14 protein-coding genes are annotated in these 17,952 nt (G+C 71.7%); 1 reads left to right on the forward strand and 13 read right to left on the reverse strand.

The window, feature by feature from the left end:
• Positions 1–27 precede the first annotated feature (27 nt).
• The 10 genes from ACIBK5_RS01620 to solA all read right to left on the reverse strand — a co-directional run bounded on the left by ACIBK5_RS01620 (position 28) and on the right by solA (position 11,110).
• Positions 28–966 (reverse strand): aldo/keto reductase, encoded by a 939-nt coding sequence (locus ACIBK5_RS01620; RefSeq protein ID WP_399015037.1) that lies wholly within the window; start codon positions 964–966, stop codon positions 28–30.
• On the reverse strand, positions 963–2,417 hold the full coding sequence (locus ACIBK5_RS01625) for an aldehyde dehydrogenase family protein (protein WP_399015038.1): 1,455 nt from the start codon (positions 2,415–2,417) through the stop codon (positions 963–965). The genes ACIBK5_RS01620 and ACIBK5_RS01625 overlap by 4 nt, the downstream gene beginning before the upstream one ends.
• A complete protein-coding gene (locus ACIBK5_RS01630; protein ID WP_399015040.1) occupies positions 2,414–3,367 on the reverse strand; it encodes a succinylglutamate desuccinylase/aspartoacylase family protein in 954 nt (317 codons plus the stop codon). Before ACIBK5_RS01630 ends, ACIBK5_RS01625 begins: the two co-directional genes overlap by 4 nt.
• A 42-nt stretch (positions 3,368–3,409) precedes the next feature.
• Positions 3,410–4,810: an aminotransferase class III-fold pyridoxal phosphate-dependent enzyme gene (locus tag ACIBK5_RS01635; RefSeq protein ID WP_399015042.1), complete on the reverse strand. Its 1,401-nt coding sequence runs from the start codon at positions 4,808–4,810 to the stop codon at positions 3,410–3,412.
• Positions 4,807–5,673 (reverse strand): ABC transporter permease, encoded by an 867-nt coding sequence (locus tag ACIBK5_RS01640; RefSeq protein ID WP_399015044.1) that lies wholly within the window; start codon positions 5,671–5,673, stop codon positions 4,807–4,809. Before ACIBK5_RS01640 ends, ACIBK5_RS01635 begins: the two co-directional genes overlap by 4 nt.
• Entirely contained in the window at positions 5,670–6,590 is a 921-nt protein-coding gene (locus ACIBK5_RS01645; protein ID WP_399015045.1) for an ABC transporter permease, read from the reverse strand. The genes ACIBK5_RS01640 and ACIBK5_RS01645 overlap by 4 nt, the downstream gene beginning before the upstream one ends.
• 4 nt (positions 6,591–6,594) lie before the next feature.
• Positions 6,595–7,734 (reverse strand): ABC transporter ATP-binding protein, encoded by a 1,140-nt coding sequence (locus ACIBK5_RS01650; protein ID WP_399015047.1) that lies wholly within the window; start codon positions 7,732–7,734, stop codon positions 6,595–6,597.
• Positions 7,727–8,854: an extracellular solute-binding protein gene (locus ACIBK5_RS01655; protein WP_399015049.1), complete on the reverse strand. Its 1,128-nt coding sequence runs from the start codon at positions 8,852–8,854 to the stop codon at positions 7,727–7,729. Before ACIBK5_RS01655 ends, ACIBK5_RS01650 begins: the two co-directional genes overlap by 8 nt.
• 118 nt (positions 8,855–8,972) lie before the next feature.
• The gene (locus tag ACIBK5_RS01660) at positions 8,973–9,971 is read right to left on the reverse strand and encodes a succinylglutamate desuccinylase/aspartoacylase family protein (RefSeq protein WP_399015051.1); all 999 of its coding nucleotides are present in this window, start codon (positions 9,969–9,971) and stop codon (positions 8,973–8,975) included.
• A 5-nt stretch (positions 9,972–9,976) separates the two neighbouring features.
• On the reverse strand, positions 9,977–11,110 hold the full coding sequence (gene solA, locus ACIBK5_RS01665; protein ID WP_399015053.1) for an N-methyl-L-tryptophan oxidase: 1,134 nt from the start codon (positions 11,108–11,110) through the stop codon (positions 9,977–9,979).
• A gap of 269 nt (positions 11,111–11,379) precedes the next feature.
• Here solA and ACIBK5_RS01670 point away from each other — a divergent pair, with 269 nt between their 5' ends.
• Complete coding sequence (locus ACIBK5_RS01670) at positions 11,380–12,126, forward strand: IclR family transcriptional regulator (protein WP_399016186.1); 747 nt, start codon at positions 11,380–11,382, stop codon at positions 12,124–12,126.
• A gap of 99 nt (positions 12,127–12,225) precedes the next feature.
• Here ACIBK5_RS01670 and ACIBK5_RS01675 read toward each other — a convergent pair whose 3' ends face one another.
• The 3 genes from ACIBK5_RS01675 to ACIBK5_RS01685 are packed head-to-tail and all read right to left on the reverse strand — an operon-like array spanning position 12,226 to position 17,812.
• Positions 12,226–13,665 carry an NAD-dependent succinate-semialdehyde dehydrogenase gene (locus tag ACIBK5_RS01675; protein WP_399015054.1) on the reverse strand — a complete coding sequence of 480 codons (1,440 nt, stop codon included), beginning with the start codon at positions 13,663–13,665 and terminating at the stop codon, positions 12,226–12,228.
• A complete protein-coding gene (locus ACIBK5_RS01680; RefSeq protein WP_399015056.1) occupies positions 13,662–16,547 on the reverse strand; it encodes an FAD-binding and (Fe-S)-binding domain-containing protein in 2,886 nt (961 codons plus the stop codon). Before ACIBK5_RS01680 ends, ACIBK5_RS01675 begins: the two co-directional genes overlap by 4 nt.
• Positions 16,544–17,812: an aspartate aminotransferase family protein gene (locus ACIBK5_RS01685; RefSeq protein WP_399015058.1), complete on the reverse strand. Its 1,269-nt coding sequence runs from the start codon at positions 17,810–17,812 to the stop codon at positions 16,544–16,546. The genes ACIBK5_RS01680 and ACIBK5_RS01685 overlap by 4 nt, the downstream gene beginning before the upstream one ends.
• Positions 17,813–17,952 lie beyond the last annotated feature (140 nt).

Below are 17,952 nucleotides of genomic sequence, written 5' to 3' on the forward strand. Positions count from 1 at the left end.
GCCTCGTTTCGGGGTTCTGTGAGGGCGTCAGACGACGCGTTCGCGGGGCGTGACGATCGCGTCGAGTGCGGCCAGGTCGGCGGGGTCGGGGATCCAGTCGGCCGCCGCCGCGTTGGCGGTGACCTGTGCGGGGTTCATGGCGCCGCAGATGACCGAGCCGACCGCGGGCAGTGCGGCCAGTGCGCCCACGGCGACCTGGAGCAGGGTCAGTCCGCGTTCGGCGCCGTACGCGGTGAGCGCCTCGACCCGGTCGAGGGCCGCGTCGGTGAGCCAGCCCTGCCGCCAGGACAGCCTGCTGCCGGGCGGGGGCTCCTCGCCGCGCCGGTACTTGCCGCTGAGCAGGCCGTTGGCCAGCGGGTAGTACGGCAGCAGCCCCAGACCGTCGCGCAGGCAGGCGGGGATCAGATCGGCCTCCGCGCTCCGGTCGAGCAGGTGGTAGCGGGCCTGTGTCGACACGAAGGCGCCGGTGAGGTCCTCGGCCGGGAGGTTGGAGCAGCCGATGTACCTGATCTTGCCTTCGTCCACGAGCTCGGTCAGGGCGGCGACGGTCTCCTCCAGCGGGGTGAGGCCGTCGGGCTCGTGGTACTGGTACAGGTCGATCCGGTCGGTGCCGAGCCGGCGCAGGGAGGACTCGACGGCGTACCGGATGTAGGGTCGGGCGCCCCGCCGGCCGTACAGGTCGGCGTCGGGGCCCATCTCCATGCCGAACTTGGTGGCGAGGACGACGTCGTCGCGGCGGCCCTTGAGGGCGGCGCCGAGGAGTCGTTCGCCATCGCCGCGTTCCCCGCCCCGCTCGCCGAACCCGCCGTACATGTCGGCGGTGTCGAACAGGGTGATCCCGGCGTCGAGGGCGGCGTGGACGACCGCGTTCGTGCCCTCCTCGTCGAGGCGGGAGCCGAAGTTGTTGCCGCCGACGCCCACCACCGAGACGACCGGGCCCTGTTCACCGAGCGTGCGATACCTCATGACCGGTCCCCGAATCCGATGCAGACGTTCTTCGTCTGGGTGTAGCTCGCCAGCGCCTCCAGGCCCTTCTCCCGGCCCCAGCCGCTGTGCTTGTAGCCGCCGAAGGGCAGCTCGATGCCGCTGCCGGCGCTGGTGACGTTGACGTAGACCTGGCCGGCCCGGATGCCCTCGGCCAGGCGCATCGCCTGGTCCAGGTCGCGGCTCCAGACGTAGGAGGACAGGCCGTACGGGCTGTCGTTGGCGATCCGCAGGGCCTCGTCGGCTTCGTCGAAGTCGATGACGGTGACGACGGGGCCGAAGATCTCCTCGCGGGCGCAGCGGGCCTGGTTGGTCAGGCCGGTGAGGACGGTCGGCTCGATGTAGTAGCCGTCGGCGAGTTCCGGGGCGGAGGGTGCGCCGCCGCCGACCCGGGCCACGGCGCCTTCCTGCCGGGCCAGTTCCAGGTAGCCCAGCACGCGGTCGCGCTGCCGGGCGGCGACCAGCGGGCCGATGTCCGGGTCCGTGAGACCGGGTCCGACACGCAGGGCGGCGATCTTCTCCACCAGCCGGTCCAGGAACTCCTCGGCGCCGCGCTGGAGCAGCAGCCGGGTGCCGGCCGAGCACATCTGACCGGCGTTGCTGAACGACCAGCCGAGGATCGCGCTCAGCGCCAGGTCGAAGTCGGCGTCGGCGAAGACGATGAACGGCGACTTGCCGCCCAGTTCGGTGACGGAGGGCACCACGTTGGCGGCGGCGGCCTGGGCCACCTTGATGCCGGTCGGGACCGAGCCGGTGAAGGTGACCTGGTCGATGCCGGGGTGCCCGGCGAGGGCCGCGCCGGTCCCGGCGTCGCCGGGTACGACGTTCAGCACGCCCGGCGGCAGCCCGCACTCCAGCGCGATGCGCCCCACCTCCAGCGGGGTGAGCGGCGCCTCCGGGGAGGGCTTGAGCACCACGGTGCAGCCTGCCGCGAGTGCTGGGGCGGACCCGCGGGCGGTGTTCTGGAGGGGGTAGTTGAACGGGATGATCTGGCCGGAGACTCCGATGGGCTCGCGGACGGTGTAGTCGATCAGACCGGGTCCGAGGGGGATCGTGGAGCCGCCGAGCTTGTCGGCGACGCCCGCGTAGAACTCGAAGTAGCGGGCGGCGGACTCGACGTCCGCCCTGGCCTGGCGGAGCGGCTTGCCGACGTCCTGGCACTCCAGGCGCGCCAGCCGCTCGCCCTCGCCCCTGATCGCATCCGCGATGCGGTTCAGCAGCCTGCCCCGGTCGGCGGCGCGCATCCGGGCCCACTCGGGCGCGGTGAAGGCCGCGCGGGCCGCCGCCACGGCCTGGTCCACGTCCGCCGGTCCGGCCAGCGCCACCCGGGTGAGGGCCGTGCCGTCCGCCGGGTCGAGGACGGTGAGGGTACGCCCGTCGGCGGCGGGGATCCGCTTGCCGTCGACGAGCAGCAGCTCGGGCTCGCCGCTCATGGCTTGATCTCTCCCTGCACCTCGCCGAAGATGACGACCTCGTCGCCGGGCCGGACGGTGCGGATCCGGCGCACCCAGAGCACGATGCCGTCCTGCGGGGCGCGGACCTCCTCCAGCGTGTTGCCGTAGTGGTCGACGATGTGGGCGATCAGGTCGCCCTCCTTGCACGTCTCGCCGGGTGCGGCGTGGCCGAGGAAGAAGCCGCCCGCGGCGGAGCGGGCGAAGGTGCCGGAGACGGTGGTGTAGGTGTCGAGCAGCTCCGCCTCGCCGTCGATCATGCCGAGTTGGCGCATGACGTTGCCGATCGAGTGCATGTGCAGGGCGACGTTCTGCTCGCGGTAGGTGCCGCCTCCGGCCTCGATGGTGATGGCGGGCTTGCCTGCGGCGAGGGTGGGGTGGCGGACCGTGCCGCCCCACTTGCCGCCCTTCCAGACCAGCTCGTGTCCGGCGGCGAGGGCGAGGTCCGTGGCCAGTTCCTCGTAGCCGCCCTGGAGGATGACCAGCGGGGCGATCTCGCCGAAGGTGCCGCCGGTGTGCAGGTCGACCAGGGCGTCGACGGCGGGGACGACCTGCTCGACGAAGGTGGCGGCCAAGCGCAACGAGTAGGAGCCGTCCGCGTCGCCGGGGAAGATGCGGTTGAGGTTGAGATGGTCCAGGCCGCTGGTGCGGGCCGCCGCCTCGAAGGCGGGGGTGTTCATGCAGGGGATGCCGACGAGGGTGCCGCGCAGACCCACCGGGTCGATCTCGGCGAGGACGCGGCGGATGGCCTCCTGGCCGTCGTACTCGTCGCCGTGCACACCGGCGTCCACGCACAGGACCGGTCCGTCCTCGGTGCCGTTGACGACGATCAGCGGGATACCGAGCTCCACGCCGTAGGTGCTGGTGCCGACGGGGATCAGACCCTGGGCGCGCTCGCCGGGGGCGACGGTCAGGGGGCCGATGGAGTACATGGGGGTTCCTTTCCAGAACGTGTGTCAGATCCAGAACGTGTGTCAGAGGCGGGCGGAGGCCTCGTCGAGGGTGGCCGCGATGATGTCGGCGACACGGTCCAGGAGTTCGCGGTCGCTGATCAGCGGGGGCGCGATCTGGACCAGTGGGGCGGCGCGGTTGTAGACGCGGGCGAGCAGCCCGGCCTCGCGCAGCCGGCGCGGGATCAGGTCGGCGACGAGTGCGGTGCGGGCGGTGTCGCTGAAGCCGCCGTCGTCGAGGTCGCCGGTGAGTTCGACGGCGTAGAAGAAGCCGGCGCCGCGGACGTCGCCGACGATCGGCAGCTCGGCCAGGGAGTCCATGCGCCGGGCCAGATGCGCCTGGTGGCCGCGGACGTTGTCCAGGATCCGGTCCCGCTCCATGATCTCCAGGCTGCGCAGGGCGATGGCCGCGCTCAGCGGGTGGCCGGCGAAGGTGTAGCCGTGGTTGAGGACCGCGCCGGGCCGGTTGATGACCTCGGTGACACGGTTGCTGACGAGCGTCGCTCCCATGGGGGCGTAGCCGGCGGTGATGCCCTTGGCGACGGTGACGATGTCGGGGCGGGCCCCGTACAGGTCGCCGCCGAACCACTCCCCCAGCCGTCCGAAGGCCGTGATGACCTCGTCGGCCACGAGCAGGAACCCGTACCGGTCGGCCAGGGCGCGCAGGCCCGGCCAGTAGCCCTCGGGCGGGGTGATGCAGCCGCCGCGGTTCTGCACCGGCTCGGCGATCAGCATGGCGACGGTGTCCGGGCCCTCGGCCACGATCGCGGCCTCCAGCTCGGCGAGCAGGCGGGCGGTGAACGTCTCGTCGTCCGCGCACTCGGGGGCCTCGGGGGCGAGGCCGAAGCGGTTGGTGTTGGACACGAACCGGGTCTCGATCGCGCCCGGCCCGTACGGTTCCCGCAGCCCGGGGTCGTCGGTGAGCGACAGGGCGCCGAGGGTCAGGCCGTGGTAGGCGCCGCGGCGGGCGATGGCCTTGGTGCGGCCCGTTTCGCCGCGCAGGGCGTGGTAGCGGCGGGCGATCTTCCAGGCGGTCTCGACGGCCTCGGCGCCGCCGCCGGAGAAGAAGGTGTGCTCGATGTCGACGGGGGCGATGCGCGCGAGGCGCTCGGACAGCTCGATGGCCGTGGGGTGCGCGGAGGAGGACCACAGGGGGCTGAAGCACAGCTCGCGCAGCTGGCGGTCGGCGGCCTCGGCGAACTCGGGGGCGTAGGAGTAGCCGAGCTGGCAGCAGTACAGGCCGGAGAGGCCGTCGATGTAGCGCTTGCCGTCCGCGTCGTCGACGTAGGGGCCCTCGCCGCGCCGGACGACGAAGAGGTTCTCGCCGGAGCGGCCGAGGGAGCCGTTGGGGGTCATGTTGAGGAGGAGGTGTCTGGCCGCGGTGGCGGAGAGTTCGCCGGCCGGGGCCTGGGTGCTGATGGTCATCGGGTCTCACTTCCGGCGGGGAGGCTCACGGCGGATTCCGTGGGCAGCAGGCCCGCCTGCTTGCCCGGGCCGCCCAGCCGTCGCACGGCGGCGACCAGGGCGAGGGCGACGACGGCGACCGCGATGAGGATCGCGCTGATGGCGGTCACCGACGGGTCGACGTTGTACTGGAGGACGTTGAACACCTGGACGGGCAGCGTCACGGTGTCCACGGAGGACAGGAACTGCGAGATGAAGAACTCGTCGAAGCTGGTGATGAAGGAGAAGATCGCAGCGGCGATCATGCCCGGCGCGGCGAGCGGGAAGGTGATGCGGCGCCAGACGGTCAGCCGGCTCGCGCCCATGCTGGCGGCCGCGTCCTCCAGGCGTTCGTCGATGCCCTTCAGCGTGGCCATGAGGATCATCACGGCGATGGGCGAGGCCAGCACGGTGTGGCCGAAGGCGATGGCGATCGGGCTGCCGAGCATCGCGGCCGGTTCGAAGAGCAGGAACAGGCCGAGGGCGATGACCACTTGGGGGATCACCAGCGGGGCGAGGACCAGGCCGTAGACCGCGGAGCGCAGGGGCAGCTCGCTGCGGACCAGGGCGGTGGCCGCCGTGATGCCGAGGACGAGGGAGAAGACGGTGGTCAGGGAGGCGACCAGGACGCTCAGCGAGAGCGCGGCCGGCCACTTGCTGCCGTCGGCGAACAACTGCTCGTACCAGCCGAGGGTCCAGGCCTCCGGCGGGAAGGAGCCGAAGGCGTCCTTGCCGAAGGAGGTGACGACGATGACGATGATCGGCATGGCCAGGAACAGCAGGATCAGGGTGGACAGGACGGCCAGGGCGATGCGTCCGGCCAGGGTGGCGCGCAGCTCGATCATGACGCCGTCCCCCGGTTCCGGTAGGCCTCGCCCGCCGACTTCAGCAGCCGCAGCAGGATCAGCCCGGCGAAGGTGAAGAGCAGCAGGATGATGCCGAGCGCCGAGGCGCCGTTCCACTGGTTCTGCTTCATGACCTGCTCGTCGATGAGCGAGGCGACCATGGTCTGCTTCTCGCCGCCCATCAGGGCGGGTGTCAGGTAGTAGCCGAGGCAGAGGATGAAGCACAGGACTCCGGCGTTGACCAGGCCGGGTGCCACCAGGGGCACGTAGACGCGGCGGAAGATGGTGATCTTCCCGGCGCCCAGGCTCGCCGCGGCGGCCAGGAGCCGGCGGTCGATGCCCTTCATGACGGCGTACAGCAGCAGCACGGTGTACGGCAGCATCACGGCGGTGGTGCCGATGACGACGCCGATCTCGTTGTAGAGCAACTGGAAGGGGGCGCCGGGGAAGCGCGTGTCGGTCAGGGCGTTGTTCACCACGCCGTTGTCACCGAGCAGGATGATCCAGCCGTAGGTGCGCACCAGGGCACTGATGAAGTGCGGGACGACCACCACGAGCATCGCGAGGCCCGCCCACAGGGGCTTGAGCCGGCAGATCGCGGAGGCCAGCACGAAACCGACGACCAGGCTGATCAGTGAGGTCTCGGCGGAGATCCGCAGGGTGGTGAGCAGGATCTCCAGGTTGGCGCCGCGGAAGGCGTCGGCGTACCAGTGGAGGGTGAAGCCGCCGGCCTGGTCCTCGATGCTCAGCATCAGGGTGCTGAAGATCGGATAGACGAAGAGGATCAGCAGGTAGAGGACGACGGGCGCGGCGTTGAGCAGTCCGAAGCGGGTACGGCGGTCGGAGAGCAGACGGGCCGGTCGTTTCCTGCGGGGCACCGGGGCGGCGGGGCGGGATGCCGGAGCGAGTACGGCCACGTCCTCAACCCCCGCTTTCCGTGTCGGGGAAGACGCTGACGTTCGCGGGGTCCGCGGTGAGGCCGACGCGCTCGCCGAAGGAGGGGGCGCGTCCGGCGGGCAGTTCGAGCCGTACGAGTTCGGTGCCGGCGCCGCCCATGGGACGGACGGTGACGCGTACGAGGGTCCCGACGTAGGTGACCGTCTCGACGGTCCCGGTACAGAACCCCTGGTCAGGCGGGCACAGGACGAGCCGGCCGGGCTGGACCGCGGCACGCACCCGTGCTCCGTCCGGGACGGCCTGCGGACGGGCCGTGATCAGGCCGCCCGAGTCGAGCCGGACGGTGGTGCGCTCCCCCGTCTGCGCCTCCAGGTGGCCCGGGAGGAAGTTGGCGGCGCCGAGGAAGTCGGCGACGAACGGGGTGCGGGGGCGTTCGAAGAGCTCCTGGGGGGTGTCGAACTGGTCGATCCGCCCGTCCCGCATGACCGCGATGCGGTCGGAGAGGACCAGGGCCTCTTCCTGATCGTGCGTCACATAGATGACGGTCAGGCCGAGTTCTTGCTGGATGCGCTTGATCTCGGTCTGGAGCTGGTCGCGCAGCTTCTTGTCGAGGGCGCCCAGTGGTTCGTCCATCAGGATGACCGGAGGCCGGTAGACCAGGGCCCGGCACAGCGCGACGCGCTGTTGCTGGCCTCCGGAGAGTTCGCGCGGCCTGCGGCGGGCCATGGCGGACAGCCCAGCCATCTCCAGGGTCTCGCCGACCCGGCGGCGCTGGTCCGCCTTGGACACACCCCGCAGGGTCAGCGGGAAGGCGACGTTGTCCCACACCGTCATGTGCGGGAAGAGCAGGTACTGCTGGAAGACGAAGCCCAGTCCGCGCTTCTGCGGGGCGAGGCGGGTGACGTCCCGGCCGCCTACGACGATGCTGCCGGAGTCGGGCTCGCAGAACCCGGCGATCATCATCAGGGTGGTGGTCTTGCCGGAGCCGGACGCTCCGAGGAAGGTGACGAACTCCCCCGCCGCGATCTCCATGGAGACCTCGTCGACGGCGGTGACGCCACCGTAGGTCTTGCGAAGTCGCGTGACGGACAGGGGTTTTCCGGTGCCGGCCGGCATCGACGGGGCGGCGAGCGAGGGTTCGGGCATCACGTTCAGATCAGGCATGCGTCCACTCCTGCCAGCGCTTGGACACGGCGTCCTGGTTCTTGATCCACCACTCGACGTCCAGGTCGAAGCCGCTCTTCAGGTGCTCGGGCGAGCTGCCCAGGTTGGCGGCCGTGGCGGGCTTGAGCTTCTTGTAGGCGGCGGGCACCGAGGGGGCCATGGGGTAGATCTCGGCGTAGGCGGCCTGCACCTCGGGGCGCAGCGAGAAGTCGACGAGCCGGTAGGCGGCGTCGAGGTTGGCGGCTCCCTTGGGGATGCCGAGCCCGTTGCTCTGGCGGCGGGCGCCGTTCCACTGGTAGGCGAGCGGTGCGCCGCCCTTGATCAGGGCGTCCAGACGGCCGTGCCAGACGCTGGAGGCGTCGACCTCCTTGCGGCCCAGCAGCACGCCGGGCAGGGCACCGGTGTCCCAGAACTTCCGGACGTGGGGCTTGATCTCGCCGAGGACCTTGAAGGCACGGTCGACGTCGAGCGGGTAGAGCTTGTCGAGGGGCACGCCGTCGGCGAGGAGGGCGAACTCCAGCTCGGGCAGGTCGGCGTCCAGGGCCTGGAGGGCGCGGTTGCCGGGGAAGGCCTTGGTGTCCCAGAAGTCGGCCCAGGAGGAAGGCTTGCTCTTGCCGAAGGCGTCCGTGCGGTACGCCATCACGCTGGCCCAGTAGTTCTTGCCGACGGCGTTGGACGTGACGAGGTTCTTCGCGACGCCGGCCTTCTTGAAGTTCTTCAGCCGGTCGTAGTCCAGGGCCTCGGTGGCGCCCTCCTGCTGGAAGAGCACGAAGTCGGCCATCGAGTCGTCGATGACGTCGAACTCGGGGCGGCCCTGCTTGATCTGGGCGAGCATCTGGGCGTACTCGATGTTCACCACCTTGACCTGGATGCCGGTCTCCTTGGTGAACGGCTCGTAGATCGCCTGCTGGTTGGCGTCGCCGTAGGAACCGCCGCTGTTGCGGACGACGAGCGTCTTGGAGCTCTTGCCGCCGCTGCCGACGGAACGGCTGGTGCCGGTGCCGCAGGCGCTGAGCGTGCCGGCGGCGGCGATGCCTGCGGCGACCGAGCCGACGCCGCGCAGGAACACTCTGCGGTCGATCCGGGTGCCACGCGGCGGAGCCGCAAGTCGATTCTGCACGGGGGCCTCCTGGATGTGCTGTTCGGAAAAGGGGAGCGTGGGGGTGAGGCGTGCTGCGGGGTCTCGATCTGTGGAGTGCGGATCTGTGGAGTGCGGGGGTACGTCGAGGGAGGTGGGGTCAGGGGGCCGGGTCCCGGGGAGCGGGTGCGGCGATGGCGGCGAGTTCGGTGCCGGGGGCGACGGTCAGTGCGTGCATCCCGTAGAAGACGCGTCCGGAGGCCGGGGTGTGGATCTTGTGCTCCCGGCCGTCGGCCGGGTCGATGACATGGCCGATGACCTGGCCCTCGGTCACGTCGTCGCCGAGGGAGAACTCGGGGTACCAGAGGCCGGTGGCGTCGGACGTGACGCCCGCGACCCAGAGCCACTCGCGGACGGCGGTGCTGTTCCGGGTCTCTGACTCCAGGACACCCAGCCGAGCCAGCACCCCGTACAAGCCGTCGACCAGGCGCCGGGCGACGCCCGGGTCCCGCTCACCGAGCTGGCCCGTCTCGACGAGAATCGCCGGGATGCCCTGACGGGCGGCGGCCGCGTGGCTGTTGCCGCCGTCGGCGTTCAGCCCGAGGATGACGTCCTCGATACCGGCCGAGCGGGCCATGTCGGCGGTCCTGGCGTCGAGTTCGGGGGTCCCGGTGAGGCGGTAGCCGACGAAGTCGCGCAGGACCTCGTCGATGCCGCCGGAGTGCAGGTCGATGTAGGCCTCGGCGCCGTCCAGCAGCTGTGCGAAGAGCCAGGCCGCGAGGCGCTCCGTGGGGCCGCCCTCGGGGTCACCGGGGAAGACGCGGTTGATGTTGACGCCGTCGAGCGGGGAGACGCCGAGCCGGCCCTGGTACACGGCAGGTGGATTGGCGACCGGGCAGAGGACGATCTGGCCGCGCACCTCGCCGGGCTCCAGCAGGGCCGCGAGCCGGGTGGCGGCGTCGATGCCGGTGAACTCGCCGCCGTGCACGCCGGCCGTGATGACGACCCGGGGACCGGGCCGGGCGCCGTTGACCAGGGTCAGCGGGATGTCGACGGTGAGGGTGCCGAGGTCGGCGGGGACGGTGCCGCGGGTCTTGGTGCCGGGTTCGGCACTCAGGGACCCGACGGTCAGCGTGCCCACGGTCGGTTGCTCGGTCATGGTCGTCAGGCCTCCGTGCGGTCCTGGGTGGAGAGGAAGTCGATGGGCTGCGGCGAGGCGCCGTCCAGCGCCAGGTCCGCCGCGATGTCGCCGAAGGCGGGCGAGAGCTTGAAGCCGTGGCCGGAGAATCCGGCAAGCAGGACGACGTTCTCCGCGCCGGGCAGGGGGCCGACGAGCGGGCGGCTGCTCTCGGTGTAGCCCTCCATGTAGACGGAGAGGCGGACCGGGTCGGGGTTCAGGTCCGGCATGTAGCGGCCCATCAGCTCCGTGAAGATCTCCAGCTCTTCGGGCGCCACCGTGCGGTCGAGGCGGTTCGGGTCGCCGGCCGGGCGGTGCAGGGCGCGGGACAGGCCCAGCTTCACGGAGACGCCGTCCGGGGAGGGCAGTCCGTAGCAGTGGGTGGGGGCGGTGCGGATGAACGCCGGGCGCTCCTCGCCGAACCAGGCGTCGGTGGTGGGCACGTACCAGGCGCTGAGCAGGCGGCGGACGTCCACCTCCCACGGCAGGTCGGGCAGCAGGTCGTTCACCCACGGGCCGGGGCTGATCACGGCCGCGTCGAACCGCTCGCCGCCGGTGTCGGTGCGGATCTCCACGCCGCTGCCGGTGGGCACGATCTCGCGGACGGTGGTGTAGCGGTGGATGCGGGCGCCGAGTTCCTCGGCGCGGCGGGCGGCGGTCTGGACGGTCAGCTCGGGCCGGATGAAGCCCGCGCGCCGGTCGAGCACGGTGGCGTCGCCGTCCTCGATCCGGAACTGCGGGAAGCGCTTGGCGAGCCCGTCGGTGTCGAGCACCTCGTGGTCGAGGCCGTGCTCGGCGATCGACTGGAGGACGGTCGCCATCTGCTGGTGCGCGGTGGGCCCCATCAGCAGGCATCCGGTCAGGCGCCGCAGCTCGCGGCCGGTCTCCTGCTGGAGCGTCTCCCACAGGGTGTCGGCGTGCTGGAGCAGCGGCACATAGCGGGAGTCCTCGAAGTGGGCGCTGCGGAAGATCCGGGTCTCGCCGCCGGCGGCACTGCGGTCGTGGCCCGGGGCGAAACGGTCGTAGCCGACGACCTCGGCTCCGCGGGCGGCCAGGCGCCAGGCGGCCTGAGCGCCCATCGTTCCGACGCCGACGACGGCGACGCGCTTCTTGGCAGACACGAGGGGTTCCTTTCGTCTCCCGGTGCGCGGATGCTGTACGCCCGGTATGCGGACTCTGGAATTCCGGAAGGGACGGCGTAGGCGATGGACCGAAGGGCCATGGCTCGCACTGTCCGGGGGAGGGGGCTTCAGGCTGCTTCTTCGCTACCTGCTGTGCCACATTGTGGAACGGTGTGCTAGAATCTGGCACGAGAATGGCAGTGGCGAGGAGGGGAGTCAAGGGGTGTACGCCAGGGATTCCGCGAGTTAACGGGGGAAATCAGATGGAAATGAAGAGCGTGACCAGGTCTTTGCGAATCCTGGAGGCGGTAGCGCAGCACCAGCCGGTGACGGTGGGGGAACTGACCAAGCTCTTCGGGCTGCCCAAGTCGACCGTGCAGCGCACGCTGGTCACTCTGAACGAGGCCGGGTGGCTGCGGGCGAACCGCAAGGACACCACGCGCTGGGAGATCGGCGCGCGTGTGCTCGCCGTGCGGCCGGCGGCGCTTCAGGGATCGAGCCTGTTCGCGGCCGCGCGGGAGCCCATGATCCGGCTCCGGGACGCGCTGAACGAGACGATCCACCTGTCGGTGCCGGACGCGCTGCAGTGCATGGTCGTCGTGGACCGGGTGGACTGCCACCACGCCGTGCGGACGTTCCACGCGATCGGCGACACCTCGCCGCTGCACGCCACCGCGACGGGCCGCACGGTCCTGGCCCATCTGCCGCGCGCCGACGTCGAGGAGCTGGTGGAGCGCGGGCTGGAGAGCTACAGCGACGCGACGCTCGTCGATCCGGCCGAACTGCGCGCCGAGCTGAAGCGGGTGCGCGCCGACGGCTACGCGCTCAACCGCAACCAGTACCGCCCTGACGTCTGCGCGATCGCCGCGCCCGTCCTCGACGAGGACGGCACCCCGCTCGCCTCCGTGGCCGTCTCCCTGCCCGACTCGCGCTACGACGAGGCACGGCTGCCCGAGTGGGGCCGTCTGGTCTCCGACACGGCGAAGGAGATCACCGAGCGCCGCCTGGGCGCGTAACGGCCCGGGACACACGGGACGCCCTCTGGTGACGACAGACACCAGAGGGCGTGGCACGTCACGGAGTCAGGCGCCCGGACGCGCCGGGCGGACACGCCCTCACCGCACGGGCACCGCGATGTACTGGTACTCCAGGAACTCGTCGATGCCGACCCGGCCGCCCTCGCGGCCGAGACCGGACTGCTTGACCCCGCCGAAGGGCGCGGCCGGGTTGGAGACGAGCCCGGTGTTCAGGCCCACCATGCCCACCTCCAGGCCCTCGCTGACGCGCAGGCCTCGGTCGAGCCCCTCGGTGAAGACGTAGCCGACGAGACCCCAGGGCGTGTCGTTGGCCCGGCGCAGGACCTCGTCCTCGTCGTCGAAGGTGAGGATCGCGGCGACCGGGCCGAAGATCTCCGTGTCCATCAGGCGGCTCTCGGGGGAGACGTCCGCGAGCACGGTCGGCGGGTAGAAGCAGCCGGGCCCCTCGGGCGTACGGCCGCCGACCAGCACCTGGGCGCCGCGCTCCACCGCGTCGGCGACCAGTTCCTCGACCTTGGCGCGCCCGGCGGTGTCGATCAGCGGGCCGACGTCCACGCCGTCGCGGGTGCCGGGGCCGACCTCGAGCGCGCCCATCCGCCCGGCGAGCCGCCGTCCGAACTCGTCGGCGACCGACCGGTGGACGAAAAAGCGGTTCGCCGCGGTGCAGGCCTCACCCATGTTGCGCATCTTGGCGACCATCGCGCCGTCGACGGCCACGTCCAGGTCGGCGTCGTCGAAGACGATGAAGGGCGCGTTGCCGCCCAGCTCCATCGACGTCCGTACGACGGTGTCGGCGCACTGCGCGAGCAGCAGCCTGCCGACGGCCGTCGAGCCGGTGAAGGACAGCTTGCGGATCCGGCCGCCGCGCAGCAGGGGTTCGCAGACCTCTGAGGCGCGGGAGGTGGTGACGACGTTCAGCACGCCGTCGGGCAGCCCGGCCTCCTTCAGGATCCCTGCGAGGGCGAGGCTGGACAGCGGGGTCTGCGGGGCCGGCTTGAGGATCATCGTGCAGCCCGCCGCGATCGCCGGGCCGATCTTGCGGGTGCCCATGGCCAGCGGGAAGTTCCACGGCGTGATCAGCAGACAGGGGCCGACCGGGCGGCGGGAGAGCAGCATGCGGTTGCGGCCGTCGGGCAGCGTGCCGCACCCCCCGTCGATCCGCACGGCCTCCTCGGAGAACCAGCGGAAGAACTCGGCGGCGTAGGCCACCTCTCCCCTGGCCTCGGCGAGCGGCTTGCCCATCTCGGAGGTCATCAGGCGGGCGAGTTCGTCGGTTCGTTCGAGGATGAGCTCGTGCGCGCGGCGCAGGATCTCGCTGCGCGCCCGGGGTGCCGTACGGGCCCATTCGGCCTGGGCCTGGACGGCAGCCTCCTCCGCGAGCCTGGCGTCCTTGGCGCCCGCGTCGGCGACATGGCCGATGATCTCGCCGGTGGCGGGGTCGTCGACGGGCAGGGTGGCGCCGTCCGCGGCGTCCACCCAGGCACCGCCGATGAACAACTGGTTCAGTAGCTCGGTCATGATGTCTCTCCTGGTCGGTCGGCGCAGGGGTCGAGGAGTTCCGCGAGGTGCAGGGCGCGGACGCCCCGGTCACCGGCGAGATGGTCGATCTGGGTGGCGCAGCTGAAGCCGTCGGCGACGACGGGCCGTCCGTCGAGGGCCTCGAGGCGGGGCTTGAGGGCCAGGTCCGCCACGGCCATCGAGGTGTCGTAGTGCTCCGCCTCGAAGCCGAAGTTCCCGGCGAGTCCGCAGCAGCCCTCGGCCTCGTCGACCGTGCGGACGCCGAGACGGCGCAGCAGGTCGGCGGGGCGGCGCCCCTTGAAGGTGGCGTACTCGTGGCAGTGGGTCTGCAGGACGACGTCCCCGGGCAGCGGCGGCGGGGTCCAGTCCTGGTCGGCGAGGTCGGTGAGGGCACCGGTGAAGGTGTGGACGCGGTCGGCGACGCGCTGGGCGGCCTCGGTGCCGAGGAGTTCGGGCACATCGCGTTTGAGGGCGGCGGCGCAGCTGGGCTCGGCCACGATGATCGGCCGTTCGTCGCCGTCGTCGAGGGCGGCGACCGTACGGGCCATGACCCTGCGGGCCACGGACAGCTGGCCGGTGCTGACCCAGGTCAGTCCGCAGCACAGGCCGTCCCGCGGGGTGCAGGAAACGCCGGCTTCGGCGAGCACACGGCTCACCGCTCCCGCGACCTGGGGGCGGAAGGCCCGGGTGAAGCTGTCGACGAAGAGCAGGGCCTTCGCCGGCCCCGGGGTCTTCGCCGTGCTCAGAGTCCTCGCCGCGCGCAGGGTCTTCCTCAGGGCGCGGCGGGAGGCGAAGGCCGGGATCCTGCGTGCGGTGGTCACGCCGCCGAGGCGGGCGAGGAGCCTGCCGAGCGGTCCACGCAGCAGGGCGTTGACCGGTCGGGCCGCGTATCCGGCGAGTGCGGAGGTCCTGGGCAGCCAGCCGAGCGAGTAGTGGGAGCGGGGCCTGAGCCTGCCCTTGTAGTGCTGGTGCAGGAACTCCGCCTTGTAGGTCGCCATGTCGACGCCCACCGGACAGTCGCTGGAGCAGGCCTTGCAGGACAGACACAGATCGAGGGCGTCCTTGACCTCGGTCGAGCGCCAGCCGTCTGTCACCGCCTCGCCGCGCACCATCTCCTGGAGCATGCGGGCCCGGCCGCGGGTGGAGTCGTTCTCCTCCCCCGTGGCCAGGTAGCTCGGGCACATCACCCCACCGGAGTCGCTGCGGCAGCGGCCGATGCCGACACAGCGGCGGACCGCGCCCGTGAAGCCGTCCGTGTCGTGCGGGAAGGTGAACGACGTGTCCACGAGCGGGAGTTCACGCAGGGCGAGGTCGGCGTCCAGGGGCGTCGGCTCGACGATGACCCCGGGGTTGAGCAGTCCGTCCGGGTCGAAGATCCGCTTGAAGGCGGCGAAGGCGCTGATCATGCGGTGGCTGTACATGACCTCCAGCAGTTCGCTGCGGGCCCGTCCGTCGCCGTGCTCGCCCGACAGGGTGCCGCCGTGCGAGACGACCAGGGTGGCCGCCTCGGAGAGGAACCGCCGCATCACCGCCCGGCCCTCGTCACTGACCAGGTCGAAGTCGATGCGCACATGCACACAGCCCGCGCCGAAGTGCCCGTACAGCACACCGGTCAGCCCGTGCGAGGCCAGGAGCTTGCGGAAGTCGCGCAGATAGGCGGCGAGGTTCTCGGGGGCGACGGCCGCGTCCTCCCAGCCGGGCCAGGACTCCCCACCGTCCACCAGCCGGGCGGCCAGCCCGGCCCCGTCCTCGCGGACCCGCCACAGCGAGCGGCGCTCGGCCGCGCTCTCGACGACCCGCCCGCCGGTCAGCCGGCCCTGTGCCTTCAGCACGTCGAGCAGCTCGGCGGCACGTGCGTCGACCGCGGCCTGGTCCTCGCCCTCGAGTTCGACGTAGAGCCAGGCTCGGCCCTCGGGCAGGCCGGTGACGGAGTCCGGGCCGCGGCGGGCGCGCATGGTGGCGACGATCGCCTCGTCCATGCCCTCCACCGCGCTGGGCGAGAAGCGCAGGATCTCCGGCACGTCCTCGGCCGCGTCGACGACGTCGTGGTAGCCGAGGGTGAGCAGCGCCGAGGCCTGTGCGGTCGCCACCAGGCGGACCGTCGCGGCGGTGACGACCGCACAGGTGCCTTCGGTGCCCACCAGGGCCCGGGCCATGTCGAAGCCGTTCTCCGGCAGCAGGCGGTGCAGCTGGTAGCCGGAGACCTGGCGCGGGATCCGGCCCAGTTCGGTACGGATCGGCTCCAGGTTGTCGGCGATCAGCTTCCGGAGGTCGGATTCGAGCCGGGCGATGGTTCCGGTGTCGCGGGGATCGACGGGGTGCAGGCCGGTGCGGTCGGCGACGGCCCGCACGCCGTCGGCCGTCACGATCTCCAGGGCCTCGACATGGCCGCTGGTCCGCCCGTCGCGCACCGACCGGTTGCCGCACGCGTCGTTGCCGATCATGCCGCCGAGGGTGCAGCGGCTGTGCGAGGACGGGTCGGGGCCGAAGTCGAGCCCGTGCGGGGCGGTCGCGGCGCGCAGCGTGTCGAGGACGACGCCGGTCTCGACGCGTGCGGTGCGGGCCTCGGGGTCGATGTCCAGGATCCGGTTCATGTACCGGGAGAAGTCCAGGACGACCCCGAGTCCGACGGCGTTGCCCGCCATGCTGGTGCCGCCGCCCCGGGCCGTGACCGGGACGCCGGTCTCCCGGCAGGCCCGCAGCACCGCGACCACGTCGTCGGCGGTGCGCGGGAAGGCCACGGCCCAGGGAAGTACCCGGTAGTTGGAGGCGTCGTAGGCGTAGGGGCCCGTCGCCCCCGGGCCGGTCTCCACCCGCAGACCGGGCGCGATCTCGGCGATTCGGGCCGTCAGACCCGCCAGGTCGCGGGTGGCGGTGGTCATCGGTCGCCGGCTCCCGAGGTGCCGGCCTCGACCGCCTTGGTCCAGGCCCGCAGGCCCTCGTCCACGCCCGCCTCGTCGATGACGAGCGCCGGGATCATCCGGACCACCTGGTTCCAGGCGCCGCACAGCAGCAGGAGCAGTCCCTCGTCGACGGCGGCGCGCTGGACGCGGGCGGCGGTCTCGGGGTCGGGGCTGCCGTCCTCGGTGACGAACTCGCTGGCGAGCATGAGGCCGAGGCCGCGGACGTCGCCGATGCCCGGGGTGCGCTCGGCCACGGCCTCCAGCCCCTGGCGCAGCCGCTGGCCCATGGCCTCGGCGTTCTCGACGAGCTTCTCGTCGCGTACGACGTCGAGGGTGGCGCAGGCCGCGGCGCAGGCGACGGCGTTGGCGCCGTAGGTGCCGCCCTGCGAGCCGGGCCAGGCCTTGGCCATCAGTTCCTCGGAGGCGGCGATGCCGGAGATCGGGAAGCCGCTGGCGATTCCCTTGGCGGTGACGAGGATGTCGGGGGTGACGCCGAAGTGGTCGTGGCCCCAGAAGCGTCCGGTGCGGCCGACGCCGGTCTGCACCTCGTCGAGGATCAGCAGGAAGCCGTGCCGGTCGGCCCGCTCCCGCAGCCCTTCGAGGAAGGCCCGGTTCGCGGGCACGTACCCGCCCTCGCCGAGCACCGGCTCGACGATGATCGCGGCCGTGTCGGCGGGCGACGAGATCGTCTGGAGGGTGTAGTCGAGTTCCTGGAGGGCGAAGCGGGTGGCGGCCTCCTCGTCCCAGCCGTAGCGGTAGGCCGTCGGGAACGGCGTGACGACGACTCCGCTCATCAGCGGGGAGAACCCGGACCGGAAGCGGATCCCGGAGGTCGTCATGGAGGCGGCGGCGACCGTACGGCCGTGGAAGCCGCCGTGGCAGACCAGGACGTTGGGACGGCCGGTGGCCTGGCGGGCCAGCCGCAGCGCCGACTCGACGGCCTCACTGCCGGAGTTGGTGAAGAACAGGCTGTCCAGGCCGGCCGGCAGCACCTCGCCCAGCTTCTCCACGAGGCGGCGCAACGGCTGGTGCATGACGGTCGTGTACTGGCCGTGGATGAGCGTGCCCACCTGCTCCTGCGCCGCCGCCACGACCTTGGGGTGGCAGTGCCCGGTGCTGGTGACGCCGATGCCGGCGGTGAAGTCGAGGTAGCGGCGGCCGTCCTCACCGTAGAGATGGACGCCCTCGCCCCGGGCGGCCACCACGGGCGTGGCCTGGCGAAGGTGCGGCGACAGTGCGGTCATGTTCGTCTCCCGGCCGTACGTCGAGGTCTGCTTGCGGTGATCCGCGGTACTGGTCCGACAACCCCGAGCATCCGGGCCGCCGCGGGGCACGACAACGCGTGATCTGTCCAGCCGGAACGCGTTGTTCGGACGTTGTGTCA

Source organism: Streptomyces sp. NPDC050546 (genome assembly GCF_044457425.1).
Taxonomy (GTDB): Bacteria; Actinomycetota; Actinomycetes; order Streptomycetales; family Streptomycetaceae; genus Streptomyces.

Excerpts from the sequence above, each read along its gene's own strand:
- ACIBK5_RS01620 (WP_399015037.1), bottom strand. The coding sequence starts at position 966 with ATGAGGTATCGCACGCTCGGTGAACAGGGCCCGGTCGTCTCGGTGGTG.
- ACIBK5_RS01625 (WP_399015038.1), bottom strand. The coding sequence starts at position 2,417 with ATGAGCGGCGAGCCCGAGCTGCTGCTCGTCGACGGCAAGCGGATCCCC.
- ACIBK5_RS01630 (WP_399015040.1), bottom strand. The coding sequence starts at position 3,367 with ATGTACTCCATCGGCCCCCTGACCGTCGCCCCCGGCGAGCGCGCCCAG.
- ACIBK5_RS01635 (WP_399015042.1), bottom strand. The coding sequence starts at position 4,810 with ATGACCATCAGCACCCAGGCCCCGGCCGGCGAACTCTCCGCCACCGCG.
- ACIBK5_RS01640 (WP_399015044.1), bottom strand. The coding sequence starts at position 5,673 with ATGATCGAGCTGCGCGCCACCCTGGCCGGACGCATCGCCCTGGCCGTC.
- ACIBK5_RS01650 (WP_399015047.1), bottom strand. The coding sequence starts at position 7,734 with ATGCCTGATCTGAACGTGATGCCCGAACCCTCGCTCGCCGCCCCGTCG.
- ACIBK5_RS01660 (WP_399015051.1), bottom strand. The coding sequence starts at position 9,971 with ATGACCGAGCAACCGACCGTGGGCACGCTGACCGTCGGGTCCCTGAGT.
- ACIBK5_RS01670 (WP_399016186.1), top strand. The coding sequence starts at position 11,380 with ATGAAGAGCGTGACCAGGTCTTTGCGAATCCTGGAGGCGGTAGCGCAG.
- ACIBK5_RS01675 (WP_399015054.1), bottom strand. The coding sequence starts at position 13,665 with ATGACCGAGCTACTGAACCAGTTGTTCATCGGCGGTGCCTGGGTGGAC.
- ACIBK5_RS01680 (WP_399015056.1), bottom strand. The coding sequence starts at position 16,547 with ATGACCACCGCCACCCGCGACCTGGCGGGTCTGACGGCCCGAATCGCC.
- ACIBK5_RS01685 (WP_399015058.1), bottom strand. The coding sequence starts at position 17,812 with ATGACCGCACTGTCGCCGCACCTTCGCCAGGCCACGCCCGTGGTGGCC.